Below are 18512 nucleotides of genomic sequence, written 5' to 3'. Positions count from 1 at the left end.
ATATTAAGAACGCCGGCATGACAGAGAATACAAAAAACATTGAATACGTATGCAGGGTTTTTACACAGCAAATGGCTGTGGCGTATGCTTCGCCAACATTTCTGTAACAAACGAAAGCAAATAGAGTATGAATCAGCAGCCATGGTGGCAAGGCGCCGTGATCTACCAAATCTATCCCCGCAGTTTTCAGGACAGTAACGGCGACGGCATAGGAGATCTGCCCGGTATTATCAGTAAGCTAGATTATGTGGCCAGTCTTGGTGTGGAAGCCATCTGGATTTCGCCCTTCTTCAGATCGCCAATGAAGGATTTTGGTTATGATATCAGTGATTATCGCGATATCGACCCGATGTTTGGCACTATGGCCGACTTCGACGCACTGGTAGAAAAAGCATCCGGGCTCGGGATTAAGCTGATGATCGATCAGGTGCTCAGTCACACCTCTGATCAGCATGAGTGGTTTGTGCAAAGCCGCCAGAGTCGCGACAATGACAAAGCGGACTGGTATGTGTGGGCCGATGCCAAACCCGACGGTTCACCACCGAATAACTGGCTGTCAATCTTTGGTGGCTCAGCCTGGCAATGGGAGCCACGTCGTTGTCAGTATTATCTGCATAATTTTCTGGTCAGCCAGCCGGATCTTAACTTTCATAACCCCAGCGTCCGTGAAGCGGTGCTTGATAATGTCGAATTCTGGCTCAAAAAAGGCGTGCATGGTCTGCGCCTGGACGCGATTAATTTCTGCTTCCATGATCAGCAATTGCGCAACAATCCGGCCAAGCCTGCCGAGGAGCGTAAAGGGCGTGGATTTAGTGAAGACAATCCCTATGCGTTCCAGTACCACTACTTTAACAATACACAGCCGGAAAATATTGGCTTTGTAGAAGAACTCCGGGGTCTGCTGGACAGATATCCCGGCACTGTGGCCTTAGGAGAAATCTCTTCGGAAGATTCTCTGGCCAGTATGGCCGAGTACACACAAGGCAATAGGCGCCTGCACATGGGTTACAGCTTCGAGCTTTTATGTGATGAGTTTTCTGCCGCCTATATTCGCCGCACCGTTGAGGAACTTGAGCAAAAAATGCTGGACGGCTGGCCCTGCTGGGCCATCAGTAATCATGATGTGCAGCGGGCAGTATCCCGCTGGAATCAAAATGACAGCTACCAGCAGGATTTTGCCAGGCTATTGCTGGCCATGGTTTCATCTCTGCGCGGCAGCATCTGTCTGTATCAGGGAGAAGAACTGGGCCTGACAGAGGCCGAGCTGCGCTATGAAGATTTGCAGGACCCATACGGCATCACCTTCTGGCCTAATTTCAAAGGCCGGGATGGCTGCCGGACACCTCATCCGTGGCAATCAGACCGGCCTCATGCCGGATTCAGTGAAGTGAAACCCTGGCTGCCGGTTCCCGAAAGTCACAGAACGCTGGCGGTAGAGCTGCAGGAAAAACAGCCTGATTCTGTACTGAACAGTTTTCGTCATTTTATGCACTGGCGCAAGCAACAACCCGCACTGACCAGCGGCAGCATTGAGTTTCTGAATGCACCGGAGCCGATACTGGCATTTGTGCGCAAAACCCCCCAACAGAGTCTGCTGGTGTGTTTTAACCTCTCTGATGACGCCGTAAATTGTGAGCTGGATCTTCAATCTGTTGCGGTTTTGAATAATCAGCATGGACTCAGCGTGGGTTCCCTGGACAACGGCAGGCTCAGCCTGCCTGCTTACGGCTGTGTATTTGCGAACTTAGAGTAAAATCACGACTTTCTCAGTTCCCGGCAGCTGAATATCTGGGTTAGATCGATGGTAAGTTGATCTCTATTGAAGCCCACGGACTATATATTGATATGGTCTATGCAACAAAAGGAGCGGGCAATGAAAAGAAATCGGCTGGAACTGCCCGAATCGAAAAGAGATCAATCCAGTAAGTCACTGGCCAAACAGGTACGACAGCTAGGGCAAGAGCTCGACCGTTTGCTGGATGAAGTATTACAAAATAGTAAAGGTTAAAAAAAAGAGTGGCGCTGCCACTCTTTTTTGTTGTACCAGGCTTTAACTACTGATGTTTCTGTTTCAGCTCATCAGCCCGCTTAATCGCACTTTCCTGACGATATTCACGCTGCTCAAGTTTGCGTTTAGCCAGTTCAGTTCTGCCTCGCTCGAACAACAACTCCACATAGTTAAGATATATTTCATCAGCGGCGTTATTGTTCTCAGCGGCTCTGGCAAGATACTTTTCAGCTTCAGAAAGGTTCTTTCTGGCAATCAGAACCTGGGCAACCGTATCCAGCACTGCCGGATCTTCAGGCCTTTGAGCCAGTGCCCGCTGAGCTTTATCCAATGCATCATCCAGATTACCCAGCTTCATTTGCAGATAGGCCAGATTATTGAGCGCCAGATAGTTGCTGTCGTTAAGTTCAAGTACCTGTTTGTAACGCTCTGCGGCCTTGTTCATATCTCTTGGGATTTCACGTTCCGCCAGCATCATCAGTGAAGCCTGATCCTGGGGCATACGCTCCGCATGCTCACTTAACAACTGATAACTCTCATCACGTTTATCAAGTTGATTAAGGCAACGAACCGCCAGCGACAGGTGCCGGTAATTGGGTTTGTCCTCGTAGGCTGCCTGAATGTTTGGCAGCGCCTCAGCACACTTACCTTCCCCAGCCAGTAACCGGCCATGCAGACCACGCCCCAAAGGACTTGCCTTAACCTTTGCAGGCAAGGTATCAAAACGTTTGCGACCTTCTTCAAAATCACCTGTCATCAACAGAAAATGGGTATACACAGACAACAGCCGTACATCATCCGGATAACGGGACATGACCTCTTTAGACAGTTCAAGACCTTGCTCAAACTGATTCTGTATATCCAGCAGGAACAGTTTGCCCATTATCGCTTTAAGATTGTGCGGATGCTCTTCCAGCCAGGCGTCATAGTGGTTGATGGCTTCTTTTATTTTGTTACTGCGCAGGTAAGACTGCCCCAGAATATCCCAATATTTAACCGGTAAATCCTTGTCGGCATTTTCCTGAACCAGCAGTTTAATACTTTCCTCTGGCTTCCCTGTCAGCAACTGCGCATGTGCAAGTAATATTTTAAGCTGAAGGTTATCCGGTTGACTGTTAAGTCCTTTTCGAATTCGCGATATACCTTCATCACTCTGCTCCTGGCGGTGCATCAGATCAAAATATCTCGACAGTGCAGGTATCTGCGCCGGGTGCTCATCCAGCAACTGCTGCAAAGAGGTTATTGCCTGTTCGGTATTATTCTCAGCCAACGCCAGATCAATCAGTGCCAGTCTGACTTTAGGATCCTCCGGCGCCATCTGCCCGGCCTGTTCGAACTCAGCCCGGGCCTGCTCATTTTCACCCTGGCGTCTCAGTACTGTGCCGGCAAGCAAATATCCCTGCACATCACCCTGCTCTTTCCACTCCTGGGCTAATTGCATGGCTTTGTCATATTGTTCTGTTACCAGATAGGCTGTTGCCAGTGTCGCTCTGGTTGTATCCTGCTCAGGCTCCTGCTCCAATGCCTGCTCAAGATTCAGAATACCCTTTACGTCATTAAGGGAGAGTTGTAATACACCTAAGCGGGTAAGATCGGTAGCAGAATCACTCAGCCCCTGGGAACGGGCCACCATTTCCTGCGCGCCCTTGATATTGCCTTCTTTGAGCATTTCAAATCCGGCGGCTGAAAACAGTTGTGCTTCCTGGTCAGAGACTTCCTCCAGACGCCGCAGCGTTTCACCGGCTTCATCGGTCAGCCCCAGTTGGATCTGGCTGGCTGCCAGGAGTCTAAGACCAGGATGATTAGAGGGTAAATCACTGGCCACATGAGAAAGGTGCTGTACCGCAGTACTGAAATCCCCGAGCTGAAAGGCGCTATAACCCGCAGCCAGGCGCATTCCAGGATCCGTGCCTTTATTCATCAGGGCTTTTTCAGTGTATTTGAGGGCTTCCTTGTGGTCACCATCACTGGCACGACTCAGGCCTTTCAACTGATTCAGCAATGGATTGGTATCGCTGATCTTCAACAATTTATCAACAATGGGTTCGGCTTCTTCTGTTCGCCCTGCATCGGTGAGCAGCCGCGCCAGCATAAAGCTAACCTGATGATCGTCAGGATAAGCAGCGTAATATTGCTTATAGGCATCGATAGCACCGTCACGGTTGCCTTCACTGACATACAACCGCCCCAGTAAAGTCAGGGCATCAGGCTGGTCGGGATGGTTGTTAAGAACTTCCTGTAACTGCAACTTAGCCCGGTCAACTTCCTCATCCAACAAATAGGAATAGGTCAGAGCCAGGGACTTATAAGGTGAGTCTGTATCATAACTTTTGATTTGTTCAATCAGCGACCGCGCATCGTCTGTGCGTTCCAGCCTGACCAGCGATTCCAGTTTGTAAAAGCCCACTTCTGCGGCTTCTTCCTCGCTTAAGCCCGCGTACTGGTTTTTCAGTTTGCTCAGGGCCACGTCGGCACCGGTTTTCTGGTATGCCCTGGACAACAAAGGAATGACTTCTTCCTCGGGATAACCATATTCCATAGCGCGATTCAGCTCTTTCTCCGCCTGCTGGAATTGCTGCTGCTTGACGTAGATACGGCCAAGTTCAAATCTCGCCGCGGCAAGCTGAGGCGACTTTTGCAGCGCGCTTTTAAGTTCAATCACCGCGGCAGGATAATCTTTATCTGCTACATAGCCCCGGGCCTTTTCCAAATGCTGTTCACCGCTTTGTTGGCTGCATGCCACCAAAGCCAGGCTAAAAGACATAATCAAGAATATACGAAACACTGGAAATCCTTATATAACAGTGAGTATAAGTAGATTCCCACCATAGGCCAGAGTCGCCGGACAGTCAATTGTCACGACACTCCTGAAGGGATAAATTATGCCTGAAGAGACCTGTCAGGGCTTTTGCGACTTTTCGCGGCTTTTACGGGTATTACTGTCTTAAATCCGCTAAATCGCATATAATTGCGGCTTTAATATTGTCGGATGTCGGCGATCAGCAGCAGGAACCCTATGACCAGTAATACAGATCTCAGCTTTACAGACTTAAACCTTCCCGAGCCGGTACTCAAGGCACTGGAGAAAGTGGGCTATGAAAAGCCCTCTCCGATTCAGGCGGAAAGCATCCCGCTGATTATGGAAGGTCACGATCTGTTAGGTCAGGCTCAGACAGGTACCGGTAAAACCGCGGCCTTCGCCCTGCCCATGCTGGCAAAGATAGACAGTAGCGACACAACCACACAACTGCTGGTGTTGGCACCCACCCGGGAACTGGCCATTCAGGTGGCAGAGGCCTTTCATACTTATGCGAGCTTTGACCGCAATATCAAAGTGTTGCCCATCTATGGCGGACAATCCTATGACAACCAGATCCGGCCGCTGAAAAGAGGCGTGCAGGTGGTAGTAGGGACTCCGGGCAGAATCATCGATCACATCAAAAAAGGTACCCTGAAGCTGGATAAGCTCAAGTTTCTGGTACTGGATGAAGCCGATGAAATGCTCCGCATGGGCTTTATTGATGATGTGGAATGGATTTTAAGTCATGCGCCGAAAGAGCGTCAGACCGCGCTGTTTTCGGCGACCATGCCCGATCGTATCCGGAATATCACCAACAAGTACTTAAAATCCCCAAAAATAGTAAGAATTGCCTCTAAGGTCAGTACCGCCAGCACCATTCGCCAGCGTTTCTGCCAGGTCGCGGGTCATCATAAACTTGAGGCCCTGACCCGGATTCTGGAAGTGGAAGAATTCGATGGGATCATTGTGTTTGTACGTACCAAAAACGCGACCATGGAACTGGCGGAAAAGCTCGCCGCCCGAGGCTTTGCCGTAGAACCCTTAAACGGTGATATTCAGCAAAGTGCCAGAGAACGTACTGTTGATCGTCTCAAGCAGGGTAAAATAGACATCCTGATCGCTACCGATGTGGTGGCCCGGGGACTGGATGTGGAGCGCATCAGCCACGTGATCAATTTCGATATCCCCTATGACACCGAATCTTATGTGCATCGTATCGGCCGTACAGGCCGTGCCGGACGCTCCGGTGAAGCCATATTGTTTATCTCGCACCGTGAGAAGCGCATGTTGGGGGCCATAGAAAAGGCCACCCGTCAGAAAATTGAAGTGATGACCATTCCTTCTATATCTGAGCTGAACGAGCAGCGCCTGAAACGCTTTAAACAATCCGTTATCGAAGCGATGAATGATGACAAGCTGGAAGCGATGATCAGTGTGATTGAAGCTATTCAGGCAGAAACTGAAGCGGAACCGGAAGTGTTGATGGCGGCGTTGGCTAAGCTGGCTCAGGGTAATGAACCGCTGCTTCTGAGCGAATCTGATCGCCCGGATCTTAACGCCCGCCCCCCCAGAGTTGAACGCCCTGAACGTGACCGGGGTAGCAGAGACAGACCTGAGCGCAGTCCAAGAGGACGGGATGGCAAACCCGGTGATAAACCTCGCCGTCGCAGCTCCAAGCCCGAGGAAGGTATGCAGCGCTACCGCCTGGATGTTGGCCATACTCATGGTGTCAAACCCGGTAATATCGTCGGTGCCATTGCCAACGAAGCGGGTATGGACAGCAAGCATATTGGTGCCATCGAAATCCATGACAGTTACAGCACCGTAGATTTACCCGAAGGCATGCCCCCGGAAGTACGGCAGGTATTGCAAAAAGCCAGGGTTGCCGGGCAGAAGCTGGGGATCAGGGAATGGAGTGAAGAGCCGCCAAAACGGGATAAGCCCAAATTTGACAAGCCCAGAAAAGAGCGTAAGCCCAAAGAGTAATTCAGGCTGAACTCTTCCACTGAAACGAGAAAGAAAGAAATTTAACCACAGAGCCACGGAGGGCACAGAGAAGTAGAAGGTCCAGAACCTTAATACCTCTGTGTTCTCTGCCTGCCCAGCACCTTTGCTTGGCAGATGCTACCGGGTGGCACAATAATAGAGCAATGGCTGCTGGGTGCCTCTGTGGTGAATAGCTTTTTATTCAGCATATATAATTCCATCACTTCCCCTGACGCCTCACTCCTACCTCCTCACTAAAAAGCATATATTTTCTTAATTTGATATTTTGTTGTTATAAGCAATTATGTCAGACTCACTGTTAAAGTCTGATTTAAGCGTGTTTCTATGCAATATTTTCCCTTATTTGTTGATACCACCGCGCTGAATGTACTGGTGGTTGGGGCAGGAGAAGTGGCTGCCCGTAAAACAGAGTTGCTGTTGCGCACCCATGCCAGCGTCACCATAGTGGCGCCACAGGCCTGCTCTACCGTTGAAAGACTGATTGAAAGCCATACCAATCTTGAATGGATAGCGCGGGAATATCAGCCAGAGGATCTCGGAGATAGGCAGCTGGTATTTGTGGCCACCAATGATCGCACCCTTAACCAACAAATCAGCGAACAGGCTAGAGCCAGAAACTTGCTGGTGAATGTAGTGGACGCCCCCGAGCAATGCGGCTTTATTACCCCTTCTATTATCGACCGCTCACCTATTATCATTGCCATGAGCAGTGGCGGCGTGGCACCAGTCTTACTGCGCTATCTGCGTCAGAAACTGGAAGCCGATATTCCCCGCAGCATCAGCCGTCTTGGCGACTTTGCTCAGCAGTTCAGGGATAAGGTAAAGCGGCGCTTTGGCAACCTGACTCAGCGCCGCTATTTCTGGGAAGCCTTTTTCGACGGTGATATTGCCGAACAGGTACTCAAAGGTAACGAAGAACGCGCTGGGCAATTGATGGAACAGCATTTAGCGCAGGCTGAGCCCAAGATAACAGGTCAGGTGTATCTGGTCGGCGCCGGCCCCGGTGATGCAGAACTTCTGACCTTTCGTGCCCTGCGTCTGATGCAAAAAGCCGATGTAGTGGTATATGACCGTCTGGTATCGCAGGAAATCCTGGATATGGTCCGCCGTGACGCAGAAAAAATTTATGTGGGTAAGGCAGCCAGCAACCACATTCTGCCACAGCAGGATATTAACCAGTTACTGGTCAGCGAGGCCAAAGCCGGTAAGCGAGTGGTGCGCCTGAAAGGCGGTGATCCCTTTATATTTGGCCGCGGCGGCGAAGAAATTGAAACCCTGCTTGAGCACCGGATTGAATTCGAGGTAGTGCCTGGCATTACGGCCGCCAGTGGTGCAGCCAGTTATGCAGGAATTCCTCTTACCCACAGGGAGCATGCCCAGTCAGTGGTGTTTGCTACGGGCCATTTGAAAGACGACAGCATTAATCTGGACTGGCCGGCGCTGGTGCAAAAAGGTCAGACTCTGGTGTTTTACATGGGTCTCACCGGCCTGCCGGTAATCTGCCGCGAGTTGATTGCCAATGGCATGGACAGGGAGATGCCTATCGCTTTGATTGAACAGGCCACCACCGAGAACCAGCAGGTGGTGACCGGCACCCTGGCTGATATTGAGAGGCGTGCAGCACATATTAAGCCACCGGCGCTGATCATTGTTGGTACTGTTGTTACACTGCGCGAGAAACTGAACTGGTTTAAGAGCGACAGTCATCAGGATTAGAATTGTTCTGATATCAGCGCAGATCTATACTGACTGAAAAATCATCAGGACATTTTTATTTGTATCGGTTCAGGTTGTATCCTTTCTCTGTATTTATTCTGACCGTAACGGCCCTTTGCCCGGGTTATGCTAAGCAATTGTCTTTTGAGAAAACAGAAACTGCCACCGGAATACAGTTAAATTACCGCTGGCTGGATCATGATGAGCTTCCGCAACAATTGAATTTTAGTCTTGATAAACAACAGGTTAATCAGCAATTTCAGAAGCTGGTCAGTTATCAGCCGCATATTGCCCAGCGCCATGTGATGGTGGCCATGCAAAAGGTGGCGCAGCAGGCCGATCCCAGAGAAGCACGAATAAAAATACAGAAAATCGGTGAGCAACTCAGCTTTGAAGTGAGATCCCGTGATCAGGAGAACATCGAAAGCTGGCAGAAAAAGCTCCAGCAACTGCACCAGAAGGCCTTTGACGATTACCTTTTTGCTAACTATTACACCCACTTTACCAATCACTTTGGCGAAGAGGGGGTAAAACCTGATCATCGTCGTTATGCCACAGAAAGTGTACCGACCTTGCTACCAGCGGCCAATGCTTTATACGCTAAACTCAAAGACAACAGCCAGGCCAGAGCCTATGTCAATATGCTGCTGAGCTGGTTGCAGACCATTCCCTATAATGATCTGGAAAGCCGCATGGTATCCGATGGCTCTGGCTATCTGCCACCGGCGCAGGTACTGGTCAATAACCATGGCGACTGTGACAGCAAAACTGTGGTGGCTGCCGCCCTGCTTCGCTCCATGTTGCCGAGCGTAAAAGTTGCCATTATCTATCTGCCCAACCATGCTCTTTTAGGGGTACAACTGGCCTATGGTGGTAAGGACGAAACCCTGAGGTTGGATGGCAATACCTATTTACTTGCAGAACCCACCGGCCCATCGCTGATGCCAACCGGACAGATTTCAGAACAAAGCCTGGCCGCCATCAACGGTGGACTGTTTAGCTTTGAAATTGTTAACCAAAACTAACTTTACCGCAGAGCCGCTGGGATCGCAGATGGCTCACCATTTATGTTATCAGTAGCCTGTAAGGAGCGAAGCGGATTACGGGACAGAGCTACAAATCCCCGTATTTCACTTCGCTTTATACGAGCTACGACTGATTAAAGTATAAAAAGATAGAATAACCACAGAGGCACAGAGAACACTGAGGTATCAAGGGTTTAATCTCCTTTACCTCTCTGTGCCCTCCGTGGTGAAATTAGCTTTTTCGTGCTTTTCGTATGGTTCGTGGTAAAGAAAATGGCACTGGGTTCCCGCCAACAGCATGCGGGAACGACAAACGGTCATGCCCGAATGTTGTTATCGGGCATCCAGCGACCTTTGAGAAAGGCACAATTAACCACCGAGGCACGAAGAGCAACGAGGTATCATGGGTTTGATCCCCCTTACCTCTCTGTGCCTCTGTGGTGAAAAGCCTTTTACAAATGCTCTTCGGCAAATTCCGCCAGGCGGCTCCGAACCACGCCATCAAGGTTGATGGTGGCACTGCCGGTGAAGTTCTTAAACTTCTCCACCAGGTACGTCAGGCCTGATGTCACCGGACTCAGGTAGTTAGAATCGATCTGTGCCAGGTTACCGGTACAAATCAGCTTAGTGCCCTCGCCACAGCGGGTAATAATGGTTTTAAGCTGTGAGGCCGTAAGGTTCTGACTTTCATCCAGAATCACAATGGCGTTCTGAATGCTGCGCCCGCGCATAAAATTCACCGACTTAAACTGAATGTTGGCCTTTTCCATGATATAGCTCATAGAGCCTTTGACGTTCTCGTCATTCTTGTGCAGCACCTCCAGCGAGTCGGTAATGGCCGCCAGCCAGGGCGCCATCTTCTCTTCCTCAGTACCGGGCAGGAAACCTATAGATTCTGCAATTTCCGGGGTGTTGCGGGTAACGATAATCTTGTCATACATCTTGCGCTCTACGACCATCTCCAGGGCTGCGGCCAGCGCCAGCAGGGTCTTACCGCAACCGGCCGGACCTGTCATAATGATCAGGTCGATATAGGGGTCGAGCAGCGCATGCAGCGCCATGGCCTGACCGATATTTTTCGGATGAATGCCCCAGGCCTTGCCAGACATCAGACGTTCATAGCCTAAGTCCAGAATTTCCAGAGTAGACTCGGTCATGCCCTCTACTATGGCAGCAAACTGCTTCGAGTCATCAATCAGAAATTCATTGATATAGGCTTCGGGAAACACTTTACGATCGATACTGTGCACCGTCTCGCGGCCTTCGGTGCGGCTTTCCACCGACTTAACTTTGTCCCAGAAATTGCCCTCGAATTTGTGATAACCGCGGCTCAGGTATTTAATATCGCTGATCAACTGGTCGGTACGGTAATCCTCAACATGGGCCAGCCCTGCGCCCTTGGCTTTAAGTCGCATATTGATATCTTTGGTAACCAGCACCACCTGCCTCGGGGTGGCGCGCTGCTGGATATGCAGGGCGGCATTAATAATACGGTTATCGTTTTCATTGCTGGTAAACACCTGTTGTGCCTTAGGCATACCGTGATCAGAGAAAATGGAAAAATGCCCGATGGGTGCGGCTTCGCCAGAGCCTAATCCCTTCAGGGAAACCCCTGCGGTGAGCTGATCCGGCGTGGCGTCATGCAGTACATCTTCCATGGCGCGAATAGAAATGCGGGCATCCCGGGCCACATCTTTTTTGCTGTCTTTAATGTAGTCCAGCTCTTCGAGCACCGTCATTGGAACGACGACGTCATTTTCTTTAAAGGACAGGAAAGCGAAGGGTTCGTGAAGGAGGATATTGGTATCGAGAACGTAGATCTTGGTATTAACAGCTTTGGTTTTTGCCATTAGCATCTCCGGCTGGGTTATCTCTGCTCAGGGTCGACAAAGGCCCCGTGCAGTGACCATCATTGCGTCCATAAGCAGTCAGCCATGGACCGCATAAGCTTTGTGCCTTGTCTGCGGTGAGTTTGCACCGCGACAAGTTCACAATAGAACACTTTTGCCCGCTGATCACCTACTTTTAGAAGAGGTCATGATCTATTCCGTGGTAGGAAATTCTCTTCCGGCAGAGTAAAATCCGCCGCCGCTATTCTTTTTACCGGAGATACTATGTCATTTGCCCTGGGGCAACGCTGGATAAGTCAGACAGAATCGGAGCTCGGACTGGGCACTGTGGTGGAGATTGCTGACAGAACCGTCAGCCTGCTGTTTGTCGCCACCGGCGAACAACGCACCTACACCCTGGCTTCCGCCCCGCTGGTAAGGGTAACTTTTGCCATTGGTGACAAAATATCCAGCCATGAGGGCTGGCAATTGCTTGTTGATGAGATCAGCGAACAGGATGGCCAGTTGACTTACAGTGGTCAGAGGCTGGATACGGGGCGCAAAGCCAGCCTCAAAGAAACCTTTCTGGACCATCATTTTATACTCGATCAGCCCGATCAGCGGCTGCTCAGTGGCCAGTATGATGATCCCAAATGGTTTGATCTGCGCCTGGCCTGCCTGGAGCAGCAATATCAGCACCAGATATCCCCGTTACTGGGCATGACCGGGGCACGGGTCGATCTGATCCCCCATCAGATCCATATCGCCTCTGAAGTGGCCGGTCGTTACGCGCCCAGAGTGCTGCTGGCCGATGAAGTGGGCCTGGGTAAAACCATAGAGGCGGCACTGATTATTCATCAGCAAATTCTCACCGGCCGCGCCGCCCGCGTATTAATTGTGGTGCCCGATAGTCTGGTGCATCAGTGGCTGGTGGAGATGCTGCGCCGGGTCAATCTGGCCTTCGCCATCTTCGATACCGAGCGCTGCCAGGCCTTAAATGAAGAATCATCCAATCCTTTTGAGTCGGAGCAGCTGGTGCTCTGTAGTCTGGATTTTCTGGCACAGAACCCCAAATATCAGGCCCAGGCCGAAGCCGCCCCCTGGGATCTGCTGGTAGTGGATGAAGCCCATCACCTGCAATGGTCAGAGGATGCCCCCTCACAGGCTTATCAGTGTATCGAGGCACTGGCCGCCGTCACCAGTGGCGTGTTGCTGCTGACCGCAACACCGGATCAACTCGGTCATGCCAGCCATTTTGCCCGCCTGCGTCTGCTCGACCCGGATCGCTTCTATGACTATCAGGCGTTTTTGCAGGAGGAACAGGGATACAGCCATTTAGCCGACGCCCTCACCCCCTTACTCGAGGGCGAAACCTTATCAATGGCACAGATCAGTGCCATCGCAGATTTTGCCCCGGAGCTGGCCGACAGGCTCAAGTCAGTAAACCAGGCCACTGAACAGGAAAAACAGCACCTGCTGGGCGAACTGATAGACCGCCATGGTACCGGCCGCCTGCTGTTCAGAAACAGCCGCTCCGGTATTAAAGGTTTTCCGGCCCGTATTCTGCACAGCTACCCACTGACACTGCCAGATCAGTACAAGGCACTGTTCGGACAAGAGATCCCGGAACTTCAGTACTATCTGACCCCGGAGCGCCACGGGTCGGTTCAGGAAAGCTGGACACAAAACGACCCGCGGGTGGACTGGTTTGTGCAATTACTACAACAGCACAAAGATGAAAAAGTGCTGGTGATCTGTGCCAGCGCCGGCACCGCCATGAAACTGGCAGAGGCACTGCGGGTCAAAGCCGGGATCCATGCCGGCGTCTTTCATGAGGGTTTAAGTATTGTCGAACGGGACAAGATGGCGGCGTTTTTTGCCCAGTCAGAGCAGGGAGCTCAGGCGCTGATTTGCAGCGAAATCGGCAGTGAAGGGCGTAACTTTCAGTTTGCCCATCATCTGGTGCTATTCGATCTGCCACTGCTGCCAGATTTGCTGGAGCAACGCATTGGCCGGCTGGATCGTATCGGCCAGCAACAGGACGTGCAAATTCACCTGCCCTACTTCACCGGCAGTGCCCAACACAGGCTGCTTGACTGGTACCATCAGGGGCTTAACGCGTTCGAACAAACCTGCCCGGTGGGCAGCAGTATATTTGAACAGGTTCAGCAGCAACTCATTGCGGCCCTGCGCCCCGATTCAGATCCCGCCCTGTTTGATGCCGTACTACAACAAAGTCAGTTGCTGTATCGGCAACTTAAGGCAGAACTGGAAGCGGGCAGAGATAAGCTGCTGGAGCTTAATTCATCGGGCCGTGGCAAAGTGGAACCGCTATTGGAGGCGATTCGCAGCAGCGATGACTCTGCCAGACTGGAACGCTTTATGGGCAGGCTACTCGACGCCATCGGCGTGGTCCAGGAAGACCGGGACGAAAGCAGTTATATCCTGCGACCCGGCGATACTATGGTTAATCAGTTGCCCGGCCTGGATGAAGAGGGTCTGACGATCACCTATGAGCGCCAGGCCGCCCTGGCCATGGAGGATATTCAGTTTTTCAGTGCCGATCACCCCATGGTACGCCACGCCATGGATGTGATTCTCACCGATACCCTGGGCAAAAGCAGCCTGGCGCTGATGCAGGACAAATCCCTGGCAAATGGCTGTTACTTTATTGAATGTCTGTTTGTATTAAGCGCCAATGCCAGCCGTGATCTTCAGCTACACCGGCATCTGCCGCCCACGCCCATACGCCTGTGTCTGGATGCCAAAGGCAACGAAGTGGAGCAGTCATTTACCGAGCTACAGCCCCTTAACAGCAAGATTGCCGGACAACTGCTAAAGGCCCTGGAAGCACAAATTCAGACGGGCCTGAAACAGGCGGGCAAAGCGGCGGGTAAAACCGCCCGGGAATTGCGTCATTCCTGCCTGGGCAGGATGCAATCGGAGCTTGGGGATGAACTGGACAGATTGCTGAATCTGAAAAAGCTTAACCCCAGTATCCGGGATGAGGAAATCCAGCATCTGGCCCGTCAGATACACCAGTTAGGTGAGCTGATCAATGGCGCCAGGCTGCAACTGGAAGCCATCAGGCTGATAGTGAATTCTCACTGATGGCGTTGCTTGAGTATACGCCTCCCACCGAACCCTGGCTGAAAATCCTGTATCAGGATGAGGATTTGCTGGTGCTGGATAAACCCAGTGGGTTATTGTCTGTGCCGGGCAAAGCCCCGGAGCATAAAGACAGCCTGCAACACAGAGCGCAGTCCGTGTTCCCCACTGCCACGGTAGTACACCGTCTGGATATGGCTACCTCCGGGATTATGCTGATGGCACTGAACAAACATAGCCACCGACATATCAGTGCACAATTCCAGCATCGGCAGACAGATAAGATCTATCAGGCCAGAGTCTGGGGTAACCCGCAACAGGACTGCGGTGAAATCGACCTGCCACTTATCTGTGACTGGCCTAACCGTCCCAAACAAATGGTAGACATGGAAAAAGGCAAGGCCGCACTGACCAAATGGCGTGTACTGGAGCGCGTGCAGGCATCAACCCGTGTCGAACTACTCCCGGTGACAGGGCGCTCACATCAGCTCAGGGTGCATATGCTCAGCCTCGGCCATCCGATACTCGGAGATCGTCTGTATGCTCATCCGCAGGCGCTGCAAATGGCCGAACGGTTACAGCTGCATGCCTGTATGCTGGCCTTGACTCACCCGGTAACCGAAGAACCCATCCGATTTGGTTCACCCTGCCCTTTTTAGTCGTAGCTACAGGTGAGACCAGAGAGACTAATTAGCTTAAGTTATGCGCTCTGCCCCCGATAAAAAGACCTATGATAAAAAGATGCATACTGCTGTTATTTTTTTCGCTGACCTGTCAGGCGGAGCAACTGATCCCTGGTGAAATGATAAACCAGGATCTTGAGCGCGCTTTGCCCGAGTATCAGTATCGCCAGTTGGAAGCCGGTGAACAGCGATTTTCAGTGCTGTTTAATGAACATACCATTGCCAATAATATGGGTGTGGCGATCCTGATCAATGATTTTGGCATGCCTCATCTGGGCCCCCAATCATTAGGCCCCCTGGCCGGTTATCTGAATAATGAAGGTTGGGTAACCCTGGTAATGACCGCCCCTGATGTGGATTTTCACCCTCTTCAGAACACCGGTGCAGAGCAACAGGATCCACCTGCAGAAAGTACCAAACCATCCGAACCGGCAGTCCGGCTCAGCGCTGAACAGCTTGAGCAATTTGAAACCTTGCTGAGCGAACGCATAGCGGCAGCAACAGAATTCGCCCAAAGCTACCCCGGCTTTGTATTGCTGGTGGCACAGGGCATCAGTGCCGCAGCGCTACTGGATAGCTATGCAGAGCAGCAACAGGGGCTGCCCGATGCACTGGTCACGGTATCGCCCTACTGGCCGGATCCACAGCGCAATCATCAACTGGCACAGAAAATGGCATCACTGACGATGCCAGTGCTGGATATCTATAACCGCTGGAATAATGCCTGGACCCTCAGTAAGCGCCAACAACGCCTTATCGCAGCACAAAAAGCATTGAAGTTGCATTACCGGCAACGGGAGATCATCGGCACCGACCTGATTGCCGGCCAATATCCCTATTTGGCCAGAGAGGTGCAGGGCTGGCTAATCCATATGGGATGGTGAAATCCTGGTCTCTTAACACCTTATTGACAACGCTGTCATTTGCCGTAAAAATACATCAGTTGATGGCATTATCTCTTCAGAAAGCAACTTACACTGATTAGTATCAGAGCAACCAGTAATTCAGTTAAAGGCGCTTCAGGATAATTCCTGAATTCCTAACTATACTAGGTGGAAAACGGGCCGGAGCAATATTCAACCTGTGACTGTTCATAGTTTTATTAACCGCAAAGCATCTCAGCTGGTGTATTTTGTCAGAGCTTTCTGGGAGGGGCGTATCCCCTACCGCGAGGTGGATTTGTATTTCTGGGATACCATGGAGGAATGGAGCCAGGTAAAGGACACCCTGACCCAGCCTTGCTCCCAAAAAGAGCGGGTATTCTGGCACTTATTACATCAGGTACATTTCTGGTCAGAGCAAAAGCTGCTGGAAGATCCCTACCTGCGCAGTGAACTCATCACCTGTCTTGAATACCTCGAAGGCGAAGGCCAGTACCCCCTGGACTGTGTCGGTGTCAGGCCTTAACAGGACTGCCTCCTCTCTTATCCCTGCGCCTTTGCTCCTCTGCGAAATTCAATATAACCACCGGATTTGCAGCGACAACAAAAGACACCGGATTTTCTCTAACAAAACACCGGGGCGACATTTGGTCATGCCCGAATGCCTTTTTCAGGCATCCAGCGACTTGTGTGGGAAAAACCACATAGGCACAGAGAACACAGAGGGATAAACTGTTTAGTGCCCATTACCTCTCTGTAACCTTCGTGCCTCTGTGGTGAAATTTCTTTTTAGTGCCTTCCCAGGGCGATGTTTAATGCCCCATACTGCTTGATTCCTGTACTTAACCATGGCCCAATAGCCTGATTATCAGCTAACCCCGAACCTGCCTCTTGTCCTTTGTCGTAACGCAGCTAAATCATTTTCGTAACCGCACTATGCTGAGCATATTTCTGTTCGGCATCGCCAGCGGTTTTCCCTGGGTAATGATAGGGTCGGTGATGTCGGCCTGGCTAAAAGATGCCGGTCTGACCCGCTCCGCGATTGGGTATTTTTCCGCCGTGTTTGCGGTCTATTCGATTAATTTTCTGTGGTCACCACTGGTAGATCGCATCAAACTGCCAATACTCTGTCAGCGTCTGGGCCAGCGGCGCGGCTGGATTTTACTGATGCAATGGCTGATGGTGCTGGGTTGCCTGGGGCTGTCTCAGGTGGATCCCACACAGACGCTGACTTTTGCCGGGCTCACCGCACTGGCGATTGCGCTGGCTTCTGCCACTCAGGATATCGTTATCGATGCGTTTCGGATTGACAGCATCCCGGAGCAGCAGAACGAGCAACAATCCACGGCTGCCGCCATGGCCACGTCAGGCTGGTGGACCGGCTATGCCGGGCTCGGCGCCATTCCTTTTTTTATGGCCGATTTACCCGGCTGGCAATGGTCAGATATTTATCTGTTACTGGCCGGTATCATGGCGCTACTGAGTATTGGCGTATGGGTTGCCAACGAGCCGCCGTCTTACCGCGAGAATGTTTACCAGCAGGCACAAAGCCGTTATCTGAGCGCGATATCGGTGCACAAACATCAGGCTACGCTGGTATTCACTGCCATTATTCTTGCCATTGCCCTGTGTATTGCTCAGGTTTTTGCCCCCACCTGGTTCAGCTATCAGACCGGCGTTGTCAATTTCCTGGTGGCAGGGCTGGCTGTCTTTGCTATCAGCAATATCAGCAAAATGCTGCGCCAGGCACCCGGACAGGAGCCGGTTGCATCAGGCAGCACACAAAAAGCCCTGGCCTGGCTGCTGGTCTCTCTGGGTGAGCCATTGCGGGACTTCTTTAACCGTAATGGCGTTAAAGTCGCGCTGTCGTTGTTGCTGTTTGTGGTGTTGTTTAAAATGGGAGAAGCCATACTCGGGCGAATGAGCATCGTCTTTTACAAAGAGATTGGCTTTAGCAACTCAGATATCGGCGCTTATTCGAAGCTACTGACCTGGGCCGTAACTATCGTGGCCTCGGTCACCGGCGGGCTGCTGAATCTCCGCATCGGCATTATCAAAGGGCTGTTTGTGGGCGGTATCGTAATGGCGGCCAGCAATCTGTTGTTTGCCCTGATGGCCTCCGTGGGGCCGGATAAAACCTTATTGTTTATCACCATTGTGGTCGATGGCTTTACCGCAGCCTGGGGCACCGTGGCCTTTATGGCGTTTATCTCAGTGCTGTGTAATCGCGCTTTTACTGCCAGCCAGTATGCGTTGCTGGCCAGCATAGGCACCTTTGGGCGAACCACGCTGGGCGCGTACAGCGGCGTAATTGTGGATTATCTGGACGGCAACTGGCAGCTGTTCTTTGTGCTGACCGCACTGATGGTGTTGCCAAGTCTGGTACTGCTGTATCTGATCCGGGATAAAGTCCGGGCGATTGCCGGTGATCGCGCTTAAGGGCTGAATCCAGTTG

The 18512-nt window shown here is 51.5% G+C and carries 12 protein-coding genes; 10 read left to right on the top strand and 2 right to left on the bottom strand.

Annotated features, from left to right (window positions below):
- Positions 1 to 127 precede the first annotated feature (127 nt).
- A complete protein-coding gene (locus AT746_RS03935) occupies positions 128 to 1753 on the top strand; it encodes an alpha-glucosidase family protein (protein WP_062476713.1) in 1626 nt (541 codons plus the stop codon).
- A 120-nt stretch (positions 1754 to 1873) separates the two neighbouring features.
- Complete coding sequence (locus AT746_RS20160) at positions 1874 to 2008, top strand: hypothetical protein (protein WP_257721079.1); 135 nt, start codon at positions 1874 to 1876, stop codon at positions 2006 to 2008.
- Between the two features lie 46 nt (positions 2009 to 2054).
- Here AT746_RS20160 and prsT read toward each other — a convergent pair whose 3' ends face one another.
- Positions 2055 to 4793 carry an XrtA/PEP-CTERM system TPR-repeat protein PrsT gene (gene prsT / locus AT746_RS03930; protein ID WP_156413620.1) on the bottom strand — a complete coding sequence of 913 codons (2739 nt, stop codon included), beginning with the start codon at positions 4791 to 4793 and terminating at the stop codon, positions 2055 to 2057.
- Positions 4794 to 5024: 231 nt separating this feature from the next.
- On the opposite strand from prsT, the gene AT746_RS03925 reads away from it, so the two are divergent.
- The 3 genes from AT746_RS03925 (at position 5025) to AT746_RS03915 (ending at position 9556) form a co-directional block, all read left to right on the top strand.
- Positions 5025 to 6794, top strand: coding sequence for a DEAD/DEAH box helicase (locus AT746_RS03925; RefSeq protein ID WP_062476707.1), 1770 nt, complete (start codon positions 5025 to 5027; stop codon positions 6792 to 6794).
- Between the two features lie 345 nt (positions 6795 to 7139).
- A complete protein-coding gene (gene cysG / locus AT746_RS03920; protein ID WP_062476704.1) occupies positions 7140 to 8531 on the top strand; it encodes a siroheme synthase CysG in 1392 nt (463 codons plus the stop codon).
- Between the two features lie 59 nt (positions 8532 to 8590).
- Positions 8591 to 9556, top strand: coding sequence for a hypothetical protein (locus tag AT746_RS03915; RefSeq protein WP_156413619.1), 966 nt, complete (start codon positions 8591 to 8593; stop codon positions 9554 to 9556).
- A 452-nt stretch (positions 9557 to 10008) separates the two neighbouring features.
- Here AT746_RS03915 and AT746_RS03910 read toward each other — a convergent pair whose 3' ends face one another.
- The gene (locus AT746_RS03910) at positions 10009 to 11406 is read right to left on the bottom strand and encodes a PhoH family protein (protein WP_062476698.1); all 1398 of its coding nucleotides are present in this window, start codon (positions 11404 to 11406) and stop codon (positions 10009 to 10011) included.
- A gap of 264 nt (positions 11407 to 11670) precedes the next feature.
- On the opposite strand from AT746_RS03910, the gene rapA reads away from it, so the two are divergent.
- The 5 genes from rapA to AT746_RS03885 all read left to right on the top strand — a co-directional run bounded on the left by rapA (position 11671) and on the right by AT746_RS03885 (position 18496).
- Positions 11671 to 14496 (top strand): RNA polymerase-associated protein RapA, encoded by a 2826-nt coding sequence (gene rapA / locus AT746_RS03905; RefSeq protein WP_062476695.1) that lies wholly within the window; start codon positions 11671 to 11673, stop codon positions 14494 to 14496.
- On the top strand, positions 14496 to 15152 hold the full coding sequence (rluA, locus tag AT746_RS03900) for a bifunctional tRNA pseudouridine(32) synthase/23S rRNA pseudouridine(746) synthase RluA (RefSeq protein ID WP_062476692.1): 657 nt from the start codon (positions 14496 to 14498) through the stop codon (positions 15150 to 15152). The genes rapA and rluA overlap by 1 nt, the downstream gene beginning before the upstream one ends.
- 71 nt (positions 15153 to 15223) lie before the next feature.
- Positions 15224 to 16060: a DUF3530 family protein gene (locus AT746_RS03895; RefSeq protein WP_062476689.1), complete on the top strand. Its 837-nt coding sequence runs from the start codon at positions 15224 to 15226 to the stop codon at positions 16058 to 16060.
- 199 nt (positions 16061 to 16259) lie between these two features.
- Positions 16260 to 16583 (top strand): hypothetical protein, encoded by a 324-nt coding sequence (locus AT746_RS03890; RefSeq protein ID WP_062476686.1) that lies wholly within the window; start codon positions 16260 to 16262, stop codon positions 16581 to 16583.
- 410 nt (positions 16584 to 16993) lie between these two features.
- On the top strand, positions 16994 to 18496 hold the full coding sequence (locus AT746_RS03885) for an AmpG family muropeptide MFS transporter (RefSeq protein ID WP_062476683.1): 1503 nt from the start codon (positions 16994 to 16996) through the stop codon (positions 18494 to 18496).
- Positions 18497 to 18512: the final 16 nt, after the last annotated feature.

It is taken from the genome of Lacimicrobium alkaliphilum, from assembly GCF_001466725.1.
Classification (GTDB): domain Bacteria; phylum Pseudomonadota; class Gammaproteobacteria; order Enterobacterales; family Alteromonadaceae; genus Lacimicrobium; species Lacimicrobium alkaliphilum_B.
Note: the sequence above shows the minus strand (reverse complement) of the source record. Positions and strands in the feature narration are given on the sequence as shown.

Coding starts and splice junctions, on each gene's coding strand:
- AT746_RS03935 (WP_062476713.1), top strand. CDS start 128: ATGAATCAGCAGCCATGGTGGCAAGGCGCCGTGATCTACCAAATCTAT.
- AT746_RS20160 (WP_257721079.1), top strand. CDS start 1,874: ATGAAAAGAAATCGGCTGGAACTGCCCGAATCGAAAAGAGATCAATCC.
- AT746_RS03925 (WP_062476707.1), top strand. CDS start 5,025: ATGACCAGTAATACAGATCTCAGCTTTACAGACTTAAACCTTCCCGAG.
- cysG (WP_062476704.1), top strand. CDS start 7,140: ATGCAATATTTTCCCTTATTTGTTGATACCACCGCGCTGAATGTACTG.
- AT746_RS03910 (WP_062476698.1), bottom strand. CDS start 11,406: ATGGCAAAAACCAAAGCTGTTAATACCAAGATCTACGTTCTCGATACC.
- rapA (WP_062476695.1), top strand. CDS start 11,671: ATGTCATTTGCCCTGGGGCAACGCTGGATAAGTCAGACAGAATCGGAG.
- rluA (WP_062476692.1), top strand. CDS start 14,496: ATGGCGTTGCTTGAGTATACGCCTCCCACCGAACCCTGGCTGAAAATC.
- AT746_RS03895 (WP_062476689.1), top strand. CDS start 15,224: ATGATAAAAAGATGCATACTGCTGTTATTTTTTTCGCTGACCTGTCAG.
- AT746_RS03885 (WP_062476683.1), top strand. CDS start 16,994: ATGCTGAGCATATTTCTGTTCGGCATCGCCAGCGGTTTTCCCTGGGTA.